The sequence below is a fragment of the Herpetosiphonaceae bacterium genome (genome assembly GCA_036374795.1).
GTDB lineage: Bacteria > Chloroflexota > Chloroflexia > Chloroflexales > Kallotenuaceae > LB3-1.
In genome coordinates, this window is the sequence record DASUTC010000084.1 from 1 (window position 1) to 14457 (window position 14457).

5 protein-coding genes and 1 pseudogene are annotated in these 14457 nt (G+C 65.9%); 4 read left to right on the forward strand and 2 right to left on the reverse strand.

Annotated elements, in window-relative coordinates:
- The first annotated feature begins 262 nt into the window (after positions 1-262).
- From VFZ66_05850 to VFZ66_05865, 4 genes are read left to right on the forward strand one after another with little or no spacing between them, the layout of a single operon-like run.
- Positions 263-1405: an ATP-grasp domain-containing protein gene (locus tag VFZ66_05850; GenBank protein HEX6288693.1), complete on the forward strand. Its 1143-nt coding sequence runs from the start codon at positions 263-265 to the stop codon at positions 1403-1405.
- The gene (locus tag VFZ66_05855) at positions 1402-2556 is read left to right on the forward strand and encodes a GNAT family N-acetyltransferase (protein ID HEX6288694.1); all 1155 of its coding nucleotides are present in this window, start codon (positions 1402-1404) and stop codon (positions 2554-2556) included. The genes VFZ66_05850 and VFZ66_05855 overlap by 4 nt, the downstream gene beginning before the upstream one ends.
- A gap of 27 nt (positions 2557-2583) precedes the next feature.
- Positions 2584-3639: a Rieske 2Fe-2S domain-containing protein gene (locus VFZ66_05860; GenBank protein ID HEX6288695.1), complete on the forward strand. Its 1056-nt coding sequence runs from the start codon at positions 2584-2586 to the stop codon at positions 3637-3639.
- Between the two features lie 4 nt (positions 3640-3643).
- Entirely contained in the window at positions 3644-5941 is a 2298-nt protein-coding gene (locus VFZ66_05865; protein HEX6288696.1) for a CDP-alcohol phosphatidyltransferase family protein, read from the forward strand.
- A gap of 471 nt (positions 5942-6412) precedes the next feature.
- Here the strand turns inward: VFZ66_05865 and rpoC are convergent.
- Both rpoC and VFZ66_05875 read right to left on the reverse strand, forming a co-directional pair.
- Positions 6413-10759, reverse strand: a pseudogene (rpoC, locus tag VFZ66_05870) (DNA-directed RNA polymerase subunit beta').
- A gap of 83 nt (positions 10760-10842) precedes the next feature.
- Positions 10843-14436 (reverse strand): DNA-directed RNA polymerase subunit beta, encoded by a 3594-nt coding sequence (locus VFZ66_05875; GenBank protein HEX6288697.1) that lies wholly within the window; start codon positions 14434-14436, stop codon positions 10843-10845.
- Positions 14437-14457 lie beyond the last annotated feature (21 nt).

Genomic DNA, 14457 nt, shown 5'->3' on the forward strand with positions numbered 1-14457 from the left:
GTTATGCCATAATCACGCATGATTATACGATGCGCAGCCGTGGCAATGCTTCGTACAGGCGTGTACATGCTTCGTACAGGCGTGTACATGCTTCGTACAGGCGTGTACATGCTTCGTACAGGCGTGTACATGCTTCGTACAGGCGTGTACATGCTATGCGCAGGCCCTCACCATGCCCAGAGGGCACCCGCCCCCTCTCCCACTGCCGTACGAGAGGGGGAAATAGTGGGGGACGCCCCCATACCCCTGGCCTATCGGCGCTATGAATATTCTCATCACCAGCACGCGCGCGCCCGTGGCGCTAGAGCTGATCCGCGCCTTTGGCCGCGCCGGACACACCGTGATCGCCACCGACACGCAGCCGTGGACCGTCGGCAGCCGCTCGCGGCATCTCACGGAGCACGTGGTAACACCGCAGCCGCGCCAGGAGCCGCAGCGCTTTCTCGACGCGCTGGAGCGGATCGTCCGCGCGCATCGCATCGACCTGCTGATCCCGACCTGCGAGGAGGTCTTCCACGTCGCGCGCGGCTACGAGCGGCTGAGCAGGATCACCAGCGTCTGCGCATCGCCGCTGGATCTGCTGGCGGAGCTACATCACAAGTTCGCGTTTCAGCAGCACGCGGCGGCGCTCGGCATTCGCACGCCGCAGACGGCACTTGTCACCGATTGCGACGAGCTGCGCGCCATGCTGCCGCAGTTTCCGAGGTACGTGCTCAAGCCCGCCTACTCGCGCTTCGCCACGCGCGTCATCACCAACAGCGGGCAGCACGCCGGGCTGGTGCCGCTCTCCGCCTGCCAGCCGACGCCGCAGCAGCCGTGGTTGCTGCAAGCCTTCATCGAGGGAGCGAGCCTGTGTACCTACAGCACGCTGCACGAGGGCCACGTCACCGCACACTGCGCCTACGCTATTCCATACACCTTCGGCGGCGGATCGGGCGTGCAGTTTCGATCGGTCGACGGTGCCGAGACGCTGGCGATCGTCCGGCAGATTGGCGCGGCGCTGGGCTATACGGGCCAGCTCTCGCTCGATTTCATTCAGGCCGCCGACGACCTGTATCTGCTCGAATGTAATCCACGCGCTACCAGCGGCGCGCATCTGATCGATCCGGCGCGGCTGATCGCCGCTCTGACCGATCCCCGGCAGCCAACCTGGATCGAGCCGCCGGGCCGCTGCCGTCAGCTTACGATCCCGCTGCTGGCGAGCGTCGCGGCGCAGCCACGCCGCTGGCTAGCCGCGCTCCGTGAGGCGCTACGTCACGCCGACGTGATCGCCGATCGACGCGATCTGCTGCCGCTGCTGGCGCAACTGCCGATGACTCTGCACTTTGCGCGCATCAGCCGCCGCAAACGCATCGGCCTGACCGCCGCAACGACCCACGACATCGAATGGAACGGAGAGCGATGATCGGGCTTTACGATCGCAGCAGCGTCGATCAGGTACCGTGGCCCGCCACGCCCGACGGCGACTACGCCCGGCGCGTGCTCGATCCGCTGGTGCGCCACGGCCCGCAGCGCTACATCGACAACGTGGACGCCGAGGTCTTCGTGCTGGTCGCGGGTGAAAGCGTGCTGCCGGTGGTCGTCGCAGCGCCCCGCCCGTCGATACGAAACGCCTACGTCTGCTCGCCCACGACGCACTACATCGACTACGCCAGGCGCGAGGTCGAGCTTGAGCTGGCCGAGCGGCGCGCGCTGCGAACGGTCGTGCCGCCGCTGCTGGATGCGCTCAGGCCGCTGCTGCGCTGGAGCCGTTTCGAGCAGGTGGTGTATGTCAACAACTGGCTGCTCTCGACCAACCTCTACCCGGCGCTCGATCCGGCCACGATCCGGCAGATCCGCGACGAGCTGATTCGCCGCTTTCCGCGGCACGTGATCATCTTTCGATCCGTCGACGAGCGGCTCAACGCGCCGCTGCTGCGCGACCTGCTGGGACTACAGTTTCGCCCGGTCTTCAGCCGACAGGTCTATATCCTCGATCCGCAGGCCCAGGAGCGGAGCTACCGCAAGCGTAAAGACTTTCGCAGCGACGTGCTGCTCGCCGGACGCACCGACTACGAGTGGCTGAGCCACGATCAGCTCGATCCGGCGACAAGCGCGCGACTGGCTGAGCTATACGCCGAGCTATACCTGCACAAGTATTCGTTTGACAATCCGCAGTTCAACGCGCGCTTCGTGGCCGAGGCGCTAGATCGGCGATGGCTCACGATCTGGGCGCTGCGGCGCAACGGACACATCGACGGGGTGCTTGGGTATGTCGAGCGACATGGCGTGATGACCGCACCCTTGCTCGGCTACGATCGCTCGGTGCCGCAGAGTGCGGGACTGTACCGCCTGCTCTCGCTCAAGCTGGTAGAAGAGGCAGAGCAGTATGGATTGGTGCTGCATCTCAGCTCCGGCGCGGCGGCCTTCAAGCGTCATCGCGGCGGACAGCCCGCGATCGAATATAATCTGGTCTACGATCGTCACTGCGCGCGCCGTCGACGGCTTCCGTGGCAAATACTGGAGATTCTGACACATCGCGCGATCGTGCCGGTGATGCAGCGCTTCAAGCTGTAGCGCGGCGCTTCCTGAAAGAGACGGGTGATGATAGAGACTCAGCCAGACAGCACAGCCCGGCTCAGCGCGATCTATCCCGCGCTGGCGCGGCACTGGTTCATCGCCTGCCGCTCGGACGACCTGCGGCGCGGGCCATTGGCGCGAACACTGCTCGACACGCATCTGGTGCTGTTTCGCGGCGCGTCCGGCCACGCTACAGCGCTGCTCGATCGCTGTCCGCACCGCAATGCGCCACTCTCGCGCGGTTGGGTGACGGATGGCCGGGTGGTCTGCCCGTACCATGGCTGGCAGTTCGACGGCGCGGGCCGCTGTCAGGTCGTGCCCGGTTTGTGCGACACGCCAGAGCATCGGACGCGACAGGTGGCCGCGTTTCCGGTAGTCGAGCACGACGGCTTTGTCTGGGTCTGGCCCCTCGACGCCTCGCCGACACGCGCGCCGTACCACTTTCCGCTGCTCGACGCGCCGGGCTACCAGTCGCTTGTGCGCGAGTACCGCTTCGAGGCCGCGCTGCCGGACGCCCTGGAAAACTTTCTCGACGGCACGCATACCCACTTCGTCCACAGCGGGCTGATCCGCACCGAGGGTCGACGCAAGCGCACCACGGCGATCATCCGGCGCACGCCGGAGCAGGTCGAGGCCGAGTACCACGACGAGGGCAGACAGTCGGGTCTGCTCTCGCGGCTCTTCGGCGCGGGCGTCGACGTAGCCTTTGGCCGCTTCATCATGCCCGCCATCGCGCAGCTAGAGTATCGGGCCGGACCGCACACGCGGCTGCTGGTCAACCTCTGCTTCACGCCCGAAAGCAGCTCCACGCTGCGCGTCTTCGTGCTGGCGACGGCACAGGTGCCACGGGCGCTGCGGCTGATCGCTCCGACGCTCGGCGGCCTGCTGCTGCGGACGGTCGTCAAGCAGGATCGGGCGATCCTCAGGCTTCAGGCCGAGAACCTGCGACGCTTCGGCGGGCCGCGCTACACCTCTACCGAGCTAGACGTGATGGGGCCGCACATTCTGCGGATGCTCAGGGGCATTCAGCAGCGCGAGCAGGACGAGCCAGCCGAGCGGCGCGTGGAGATGCTGATATGAGCGCATGAGCGGCCCGCAGATTATGACCCTGCCCAACCTGCTGACCGCGCTGCGGCTGCTACTAGTGCCGGTGCTGTGGCTGTGCGCGCTCCTGGGTCGTCCGGCCTGGATCGGCGCTGGGCTGCTGGCGGCGCTGCTGACCGATGTGCTGGACGGCGCGACGGCGCGCTGGCTTGGGCAGGCGACATCCTTCGGCGCGGCGCTCGACTCGCTGGCCGACAAACTGCTGACGCTCTCGGTCGTGGGCTGGCTGGCGCTGCTCTTTCCCGAAATCTTTGCCGAGCATCCGCTGCTGATCGGGCTGGCTGCCGCCGGGCTGATCGGCTCGTGGCTGACGGGGCGGATCAAGCCGGGCTGGCTGCCGAAGCTGCACCTGTGGTCGGCGCGCGTCGGCGGTGGATTGCAGGGACTATTTGCGCTGCATACCTTCCTGGCGGGCCGCTACAGCGCGGCGCTGCTCTATCTTGCGCTGGGCGTTGGCCTGCTCGCGGCGCTGGAAGAGATCGCCGTGCAGCTCGTTCACCCCTGCCCCGACGAGCACATTCGCACCGTGTTCGAGCGTCCGATTCGCGCCCGGATCGGCGCGGCGGTGCAGCGCTGGCTGGCGGACCGCAGGTTGCCGCTGCTGCTGGCGGGACTGGCGATCGGCCTGACGCTGCCCGCGCTACGGACCGGCTGGCACTTCGACGATTATCTGCATCGCGCGGCGCTTGGGACAGGACAGCCGAGCCTCAGGGCGGCTCTTGACGAGCTTTTCGTGTTCATGGACGGCGATCCTGAGCGGACGCGGCGGCTGATGGACAGCGGCGTCTTTCCCTGGTGGGCGCTGCCGCAGGGCCAGAACGCCTTCTGGCGACCGCTGGCCGGGCTGACGCACTGGCTGGACTATCGGCTGTGGCCGCGTAGCCCGCTGCTGATGCACACTCACAGCCTGCTCTGGTTCGGCGCGCTGGCGGCGGTGGCGGCGCTGCTCTACCGGCGGCTGATCGGAGCGACCTGGATCGCGGGATTGGCGGCGCTGCTCTACGCCCTCGACGACGCGCGGGGCTACGCCGCAAGCTGGATCGCCAATCGCAACGCGCTGCTGGCAACGCTGTGCGGCTGTCTGGCGCTGATCGCACACGATCGCTGGCGGCGCGACGGCTGGCGCTGGGGCGTGATCACAGGGCCGCTGGCGCTGCTGCTCGGCCTGCTCTCGGCGGAGGCGGCGACGGCAACGCTGGCCTATCTGCTGGCGTACGCGATCGTGCTGGATCGCGGCGGTCGCCGGCAGCGGCTCGGCTCGCTGCTCCCGGCGCTGCTGACAACCATCGGCTGGCGGCTGGGCTACCGTGCGCTCGGCTACGGCGCGCTCGGCACATCTTATGTCGATCCAGCTACCGAGCCGCTGCGCTTCCTGATGGCGGTGATCGAGCGCGGGCCGGTGCTGCTGCTGGCCCAGTGGGCGCTACCGCCCGCCGAACTCTACCCGTTTCTCACACCGCCCGCGTCGTGGCTGCTCTGCCTCTGCGCGCTGGCGATCCTCGCGCCGCTCGGCTTCGTCGCATGGCCGCTGCTGCACCGCGATGTGCTGGCGCGCTTCTGGACGCTCGGCATGATCCTGGCGGTCGTTCCCGCCTGCGCGGCGCTGCCCGCCAACCGGCTGCTCGGCTTCGTCGGCCTGGGCACGATGGGCCTGCTGGCCCGGCTGCTGATCGAGCTGTGGCAGGCGGCACGCTCCTGGCGACGCGCGCTCGGCCTGGTGCTCGGCGCGATCCACCTGCTGCTCGCGCCGCTCCTGCTGCCGCTGGCGGCCTATAGCCCGGCGCTCTTCGGCGCGGTCGAGCCGTCGATCCGCAGCCTGCCGCATGATCCGCTACTAGCGCGGCAGACCGCGATCTTCGTAAACGCGCCCAGCTTCTTCTCGATCAGCTACCTGCCGATCATCCGCCAGATGCAAGGTCTGCCCGCGCCGCTGCGGGTGCGCTTCCTTTCCTCCGGCCCTGACAGCGTCGAGCTGACGCGAGCTGACGCGCATACGCTGCTGGTACGACCGGCGGGCGGCTACCTCGTCGGCTTCGACACTGTGTTTCGGGAGCGAGCTCGGCGCTTCATGGCCGGCCAGCAGATCAGGCTGACCGACGCCACGGTCACGGTCGAGCGGCTTACCGGCGACGGACGGCCCGCCGAGGTTGCCTTTCGCTTCGACGCGCCGCTCGAATCGGGCGCGCTGCGCTGGTTCGCGTGGCGCGACGGCGGGTATGTCGCATTCACGCCGCCGCCACCCGGCACGACGATCCGGCTGCCATCGAGCCTGCCTTAGCGGCGGCACGATTAAACCAACAGGCGAGACGTGTGATACGCCCCGCCTGTGCCATCTCCAGCCGACTTGTCCGGTGCGCCGTAACGCTTAGCCCTCGTCGCGATCCCGCGCGGCGTCTTCCTCGGCACGCGCCTCGGCCTCGTCGTTGGGCGCGGCGTTCTCGAAATAGCCCCGGTCGGTTTCGTCGACCGGCGCTGGATCGCTGTACACGCCTCCTGGATCGCGGCTTTCGTCGAGACGATCGATCGCGCCCTCAAGCGCGCTGCTGTCGCGATTGAACAGCGCGTCCAGCATCAGGTTGTCGAGCACGGAGCCACCGGCATCGGAGGCCAGCGCTGCAAACTCGTTCTGAGTCATGCCGCCGCCGCCCGCCGTCACGCCATCGCCGCTCGCGCCCGGCAGACCGCCGTCGCCGTTGCCGGGCGTGTAGGCCGCATCGAGCGCCGCCGTGGTCTGGGCGTTGGCCGCGCTGGCGAGCAGCTTCCGCTGAACCAGGCCCGTACCTGCCGGGATCAGCTTGCCGATGACCACGTTCTCCTTAAGGCCGCGCAGATAGTCGACCTTGCCGGTGATCGCCGCCTCGGTCAGCACGCGCGTCGTCTCCTGGAACGACGCCGCCGACAGGAACGAGTCGGTGGTCAGCGATGCCTTGATCAGGCCCAGCAGCACCGTTGTGCCCAGCGCGGGCTCGCCGCCCTGCGCCAGCACCGCCTGGTTGATCGCCATGAACTCGACCGAGTCGACCAGCTCGCTGGGCAGCATCTCGGTATCGCCTGGATCCTCGATCCGCACGCGGCGCAACATCTGGCGCACAATGATCTCAACGTGCTTGTCGTTGATCGGCACGCCCTGATCGCGATAGACCTTCTGCGCCTCATTGGTCAGATACGTCTGCACCGTCTCGCGGCCCTGGATCAGCAGCAACTCCTGCGGATCAATCGCGCCTTCGGTAAGCTGCATACCGGCGGTGACATGCACGCCGTCCTGAATGCCAGCGCGCAGACGCGCCGAGTGCGGCAGCAGGTATGCGCGATGATCGTCAGCCGACGGCGGCGTGCGCACCGCGATCGTGTCGCCGTTGATCGCGACGATGCCGGGCATGCGCGCCAGGATCGGCGGCGCGCTCGTGTCGGAGCGATTGCTGACCGCAAGCTCCTGGTTCTGATGAACCTCGTCGCCGCTCTGCACCAGCACGCGATAATCCTCCGGCACGGTCTGCTCGTCGGTGAAGACGGTATCCGCATCGATGTGGATCGTGCGCGTGTCCTCGGTGCGCTCGATGCGCAGCGTGCCGTCGATCTCGGCTAAGATCGCCTTATTCTTGGGCGAGCGCGCCTCGAAGATCTCTTGGATGCGCGGCAGACCCTGCGTGATGTCTTCCGCCGCCGCCACGCCGCCGGTGTGGAACGTACGCAGCGTAAGCTGCGTGCCGGGCTCGCCGATCGACTGAGCCGCGATAATGCCGACCGCCTCGCCGATGCCGACGAGCTGACCCGTCGCCAGGTTACGCCCGTAGCACATGCGGCAGACGCCATGCTTGGCGCGGCAGAGCAGCGGCGTGCGCACATAGACCTCGGTGATCCCGGCGGCCACGATCTGCTGCGCCGTTTCTTCCAGGATCTCGTGGTTGCGCGCGACGATCACCTCGCTCGTCTGCGGATCGACCACGTCCATGGCCGCCATGCGCCCGATGATACGCGGTGCCATGCCGATACGCACCTCGTCGCGCTCGGCTTCGAGCACCCACTGCCCGGCCTCGGTGCCACAGTCGTCGATCGTCACGATCACGTCCTGCGCCACGTCCACCAGACGGCGCGTGAGATAGCCCGCGTCCGCCGTACGCAGCGCGGTATCGGCCAGACCTTTACGACCGCCGTGCGTCGAGATAAAGTATTCGAGCACCGACAGGCCCTCGCGGAAGCTCGACCGGATCGGCGTCTCGATGATCCGACCGTTCGGGTCGGCCATCAGGCCACGCATACCGGCCATCTGCCGGATCTGGCCGATGTTACCGCGCGCGCCGGAGATCGCCATCATCGCGATCGGGCCGTACGGGTTCAGGTTTTCCTGCACCGCAGTTTTGATGTCGTCGGTCGCCTTCTCCCACGCCTTGACCACCTCAATGTAGCGCTCTTCCTTGGTGATCAGGCCGCGCCGAAACTGCTTCTCGATGTTGCGCACCGTCTCGTCGGCCTCTGCCAGAATCGCCGCCTTGCTCGGCGGCAGCTCCACGTCGGCAGCCGAGAAGGTCATACCGCCCAGCGTCGAGTGCTTGAAGCCCATCGACTTGATCCGGTCGGCCATCTGCGCCGTCTGCTCGGAGGCGTAGAAACGCAGCAGCTCCTCGTCGGGCAGGTTCCCGAAGCGCTCCACGATCTGCACGCGGCACTCCGGCGTCATCTGCTCCGGCTGGCTGTAGAAGCGGTAACAGTCGGCGATCACCTCGCGCAGGCCCTTCTTATCGACCAGCCGATTACGGAAGTGGAGCGGTGAGCGGAAGCCGTTCTCGCCGGGTCGCGGCTCGTCGGGGAAGCGCAGCGCGTTGTTGAAGATGATCCGCCCCACGGTCGTCTCGACCAGCGTGCGCGGGCAGCTATCGACGCTCACCAGCTCCTTGGTCGGCATCGTCACGCCATCCTCTTTGCCGACGACGTAGTCTTCGATCACCACGCGGATCGGCGCCTGGATATGCACGACCCGGTTGGTATGCGCCAGCAGCGCCTCGTCCACGCTGCCGAAGACCTTGCCAGCGCCGGGCGCGTCGTCGCGGACCTGCGTCAGATAGAAGCAGCCGAGCACGATGTCCTGCGCCGGGGTGATGATCGGATCGCCGTGCGCGGGCGACAGCAGGTTGTACTTCGACAGCATGCGCGTGCGCGCCTCTTCCTGGGCCTTGCGCGACAGCGGCACGTGAACCGCCATCTGGTCGCCGTCGAAGTCGGCGTTGAACGCCGCGCAGACCAGTGGATGAAGCTGGATCGCCGAGCCTTCGATCAGCACTGCCTCGAACGCCTGGATCGACAGACGGTGCAGCGACGGAGCGCGGTTGAGCAGCACGAGGTAATCCTTGATCACCTCTTCCAGCGCGTCCCAGACCTCCGGCTTGATGCGCTCGACGAACCGCTTGGCCGCCTTGATGTTGTGGGCATGGCCCTTCTCGACCAGCCGCCGCATCACGAAGGGCTTGAACAGCTCAAGCGCCATCTTCTTGGGCAGGCCGCACTGGTGCAGTTGCAGCGTCGGGCCGACCACGATCACCGAGCGACCGGAGTAGTCGACGCGCTTGCCGAGCAAGTTCTGGCGGAAGCGGCCCTGCTTGCCCTTGAGCATGTCGCTCAGGCTCTTGAGCCGGTGCTTGCCCTTGCCCGACACGGGCCGACCCCGGCGTCCGTTGTCGATCAGCGCATCGACCGCCTCTTGCAGCATCCGCTTCTCGTTACGCACGATGATTTCGGGCGCGTTCAGCTCCATCAGCCGCTTCAGACGATTGTTGCGGTTGATCACGCGGCGATACAGATCGTTGAGGTCGCTCGTGGCAAAGCGACCGCCGTCGAGCTGGACCATCGGGCGCAGATCCGGCGGGATCACCGGCAGCACCTTGAGGATCATCCACTCCGGCTTGTTGCCGCTCTTTCGGAACGCCTCGACGACGCGCAGCCGCTTGGTCGCCTTCTTGCGCTTCTGGCTGGTCGCCGATGCCGCGTGCATCTCTTCCTGCAACTGCATCGCCAGGGCATCCAGATCGACGCGCGCCACCAGGCTGCGGACAGCGCCGCCGCCCATCTCGGCGGTAAACGCGCCCGGTGCCAGCTCGCGCATCGTGCGGTACTCGGACTCGGAGATGATGCGCAGGATCTTGATCTCGTCGATCCGATCGAGCTTCTCCTTCTCCTCGCGCACCAGCAGGTCGAGCTGCTGCTGCATCTCGTCCGAGAGCTTGGTCTGGCTCTGCTCGGCGGCATGGGCGCGCTGATCGCGCTCCGCCCCCGACAGCGCCTCGGCGTCGCTCAACTCCTGGTCGCGGCGCTCCTTGATTCGCTCGCGCTCGGCCTCGACCGTCTCGTCCAGCCGGTTCAGATGATAGGCCGATACGGGCTCGCCCTTCTCGGCGATCGTGACGCCACGGAAATCGAAATCCTGCGGCGCGGCGCGGCCCGCCAGCTCTTCCAGCGAATCGCGCAATTCCTGATCTTCGTCCTCAAGCTCCGCCAGCAGATCGGCGTAGCGCTGCTTGATCTCTTTCTGCGCCGCCGCGAGCGCCTGATCCATCTGCGCCAGCTCTTGCGAGATGCGCGTCGACGCGGCCTCGCCCTTGCCGCGCGCCTGGCCCTCTAGCTCGGCGCGACGCACCGTGTAGTCGGCGACGATCCGCTCGCGCACCTGCTCGATCGCCATGTCGTCGACGTCGGTGATGATGTACGAGGCGAAGTACAGCACGCGCTCCAGGTTGCGCGGCGAGATGTCGAGCAGCAGACCAAGGCGGCTCGGCGTGCCCTTGACGAACCAGATGTGCGACACCGGCGAGGCCAGGTTGATATGGCCCATGCGCTCGCGCCGCACCTTGGAGCGTGTCACCTCGACGCCGCATTTATCGCAGACGACGCCCTTGTACCGCACGCGCTTGTACTTGCCGCAGTAGCACTCCCAGTCCTTCTGCGGCCCGAAAATCTTCTCGCAGAACAGACCGTCCCGCTCCGGCTTGAGCGTGCGGTAGTTGATTGTCTCAGGCTTCGTCACCTCGCCCTTGGACCAGCCCAGAATCTCCTCAGGCGAGGCCAGGCTGATCCGAATGGCGTTAAAATCATTAATCTCAGGCATCTGTATCTCCAGAACCTAGAACTGAGAACCAAGAACCAATCACCGGGCTTTCCGGTTCTCGGTTCTTGGTTCTCGGTTCTTTTTTAGAACTCGCCCTTTTCCATGCCCGACAGATTGATGCCGTCCAGCGCCGACAGGTCATCGCCTGTGTCCTCGGTCAGCTCCATCGGCGTCTCGTCCTCAGACAGCACCTCGACGGAGAGGCCCAGCGCTTGCAGCTCCTTGATCAACACCTTGAACGACTCGGGAACGCCCGCCTCTTGAATTTGCTCGCCCTTGACGATCGCCTCGTAGGTCTTGACGCGACCGTTCACGTCGTCGGACTTGACCGTCAGCATCTCTTGCAGCGTATAGGCCGCTCCGTAGGCTTCGAGCGCCCACACCTCCATCTCGCCGAAGCGCTGGCCGCCGAACTGGGCCTTGCCGCCGAGCGGCTGCTGCGTCACCAGCGAGTATGGACCCGTCGAGCGGGCGTGAATCTTGTCTTCGACCAGATGCGCCAGCTTGAGCATGTAGATGTAGCCGACCGTCACCGGATTATCGAACGGCTCGCCCGTGCGCCCATCGTAGAGCGTGATCTTGCCGTCGTCGGGCAGCCCGGCCTCGTACAATGCCTGCTGGATCTGCTCCTCGCGCGCGCCGTCGAAGACCGGCGTGGCGATGCGGTAGCCCAGCCGCGCGGCGGCCCAGCCCAGGTGCGTCTCCAGAATCTGGCCGATGTTCATGCGCGAGGGCACGCCGATCGGATTCAGGATGATGTCGACCGGGCGGCCATCCGGCATGAAGGGCATGTCCTGAATCGGCAGGATGCGCGAGACGACGCCCTTGTTGCCGTGCCGACCGGCCATCTTGTCGCCAGCGCTGATCTTGCGCTTCTGCGCGATCAGCACGCGCACCATCTTGTTGACGCCCACCGGCAGATCGGGCGAGTCCTCGCGGGTGAAGACCTTAACGTCGATCACCTTGCCGCGCACACCGTGCGGCACCCGCAGCGACGTATCCTTGACCTCGCGCGCCTTCTCGCCGAAGATCGCGCGCAGCAGGCGCTCTTCCGCCGTCAGATCCGTCTCGCCCTTGGGCGTGATCTTGCCGACCAGGATGTCGTTCGGGTTGACATCCGCGCCGACATAGATAATGCCGTTCTCGTCCAGATTGCGCAGGCTATCCTGGCCGACGTTGGGAATATCGCGGGTAATCTCCTCGTCGCCGAGCTTGGTCTGCCGCGCCTCGACCTCGTACTTCTCGATGTGGATCGAGGTAAAGATGTCCTCGCGCACCAGCCGCTCGGAAACCAGGATCGCGTCCTCGTAGTTGCCGCCCTCCCAGGGCATGAACGCCACGAGCACGTTCTGGCCCAGCGCCAGCTCGCCGTTGTCGGTCGATGAGGAGTCGGCGATCACCTGATTGCGCTTGACGCGCTCGCCGGTCAGCACCGCCGGACGCTGGTTGATACAGGTGTCCTGGTTCGAGCGCATGAACTTGATCAGCGGATAGACCCGATCGGTGCCGTCTTCTTCGCGAACGATGATCTGGCGCGAGTCGGCGCGCAGCACCAGGCCGTCGTTCTTGGCGATCACCACCTGGCCCGAATCGCGCGCCGCCTGGTACTCCATGCCCGTGCCGATGATCGGCGCGTCGGGACGCAGCAGCGGCACAGCCTGGCGCTGCATGTTCGCGCCCATCAGCGCGCGGTTGGCGTCGTCGTGCTCAAGGAACGGGATCAGCGCCGTAGAGACTGAGACGACCTGCTTGGGCGACACGTCCATGTAGTCGACGCGCTCGGCAGGCTCTTCCACGAACTCATCGCCGTAGCGGCCCTGCACCTTGCCGGTCAGGAAGCGGTTGTGCTCGTCCAGCGGCGCGTTCGCCTGCGCGACGATGAACTTATCTTCTTCGTCGGCGGGCAGGTAATGCACCTCGCCCGTGACGATCGGGCGGATCTTGATCGTGCGCAGCGGCAGATCGGCGATCCGCTCGGCGATCGCCCGCGTGATCTCGGTGTTTTCTTCGGCGATCGTCTCGCCCGTTTTGGGATCGACGATGTCCTCGCGTAGGATCTGGCCGCGCAGCAGGCCGATCGCAATATGCCGCGCCAGCTCACGGTCGATCCGCGCGCCACGAGCCGCCAGCAGATCGCCGGTGCGCAGGTCGCGCACGTCGTTGATCAGGAGCGGCTTGTCGAGCCACAGCGGGGTGTTATCGACCTCGCGATACACCTTGCGGTAGGGCGTTTCGAGGAAGCCCATCTCGTTGATGCGCGCAAACGTGGACATCGCGCCGATCAGACCGATGTTCGGGCCTTCGGGCGTTTCCACGGGGCAGATGCGGCCATAGTGCGAGTGGTGCACGTCGCGCACCTCGAAGCCCGCACGATCACGGCTCAGACCGCCGGGACCGAGCGCCGAGATACGTCGCTTGTGGGCCAGCTCCGCCAGCGGGTTGACCTGATCCATGAACTGCGAAAGCTGCGAGCCGCCGAAGAACTCGCGGATCGCCGCGACGACCGGACGAATATTGACCAGGCCGTTGGGCGTCGCGCTTTCGGGATCTTGCAGCGACATGCGCTCTTTGATCACGCGCTCCATGCGCAGCAGGCCAACGCGGAACTGCGCCTGGATCAGCTCGCCCACGGTACGCACGCGGCGATTGCCCAGGTGATCGATGTCGTCGGGCTCGCCGATGCCGTTGTTGAGATCGATGATCCGCTCGACGATCTTGTAGAGGTCCTGCGGTGTCAGAATGCGCTCGGTGGCGTCGGGCGTCTCGCCGCCATGCTCGCGGCGGCCCTTCTCCCACAGGTTGCGGTTGAGCTTGTAGCGACCGACGCGCGCGAGATCGTAGCGCCGCCCGTTGAACAGCAGCGATTCGAGCAAGGTCCGCGCGTTCTCCAGCGTCGGCGGATCGCCGGGCCGGAGCCGCTTGTACAGCTCGATCATCGCCTCTTTAGCGTGGCGCGTGCCGTCCTTCTCAAGCGTGGCGGTGATATAGCGGTGATCCGGGTTGATATCGACATGCTCGAAGAGCGCGAGCACCTCGTCGTCCAGGCCGGACTCGTCCAGCGCCTTGCCGGAGAAGAGGCCAATCACCGCGCGGATCAGGATCGTCACCGGCAGCTTACGCTTGCGGTCGACCTTAACCGAGATCACGTCGCGCTTGGAGGTTTCAAACTCCAGCCACGCGCCACGGTTCGGGATCAGCTTCGCGGTATGGAGCGCGCGGCCCGTCGTGGGATCGTGCTCATCTTTAAAATAGACGCCTGGCGAGCGAATCAACTGCGAGACGACCACACGCTCTGATCCGTTGTTGATGAACGTGCCGTTTTCCGTCATGAGCGGGAACTCGCCCATGAAAATCTCGCTCTCTTTGACCTCGCCCGTGCTCTTGATCAGCAGGCGGGCACGCACCTTGAGCGGCGCGGAGTAGGTCAGATCCCGTTCGCGGCATTCAAACTCATCGTAGCGTGGCGGATCGAAACGGTAATCTAAGAATGAGAGCGCGAGGTTCTTCCCGGTAAAGTCTTCGATCGGCGAGATTTCGTCGAACAACTCGCGAAGACCAACCTCCTGAAACCACTGGAATGAGTCGATCTGAGTTTCGATCAGCTTCGGAACTTCGATCGCATCCTGGATTCGAGCGTAGCTCCTGCGCTCAGGACGACGCGGCTGCGCGCCATCCATCGGCTCTTCACCAATCGCGAT

What these genes read in the sequence shown, in the direction of transcription:
- VFZ66_05850 (HEX6288693.1), top strand. Translation starts at nt 263, where the DNA reads ATGAATATTCTCATCACCAGCACGCGCGCGCCCGTGGCGCTAGAGCTG.
- VFZ66_05855 (HEX6288694.1), top strand. Translation starts at nt 1,402, where the DNA reads ATGATCGGGCTTTACGATCGCAGCAGCGTCGATCAGGTACCGTGGCCC.
- VFZ66_05860 (HEX6288695.1), top strand. Translation starts at nt 2,584, where the DNA reads ATGATAGAGACTCAGCCAGACAGCACAGCCCGGCTCAGCGCGATCTAT.
- VFZ66_05865 (HEX6288696.1), top strand. Translation starts at nt 3,644, where the DNA reads ATGAGCGGCCCGCAGATTATGACCCTGCCCAACCTGCTGACCGCGCTG.
- VFZ66_05875 (HEX6288697.1), bottom strand. Translation starts at nt 14,436, where the DNA reads ATGGATGGCGCGCAGCCGCGTCGTCCTGAGCGCAGGAGCTACGCTCGA.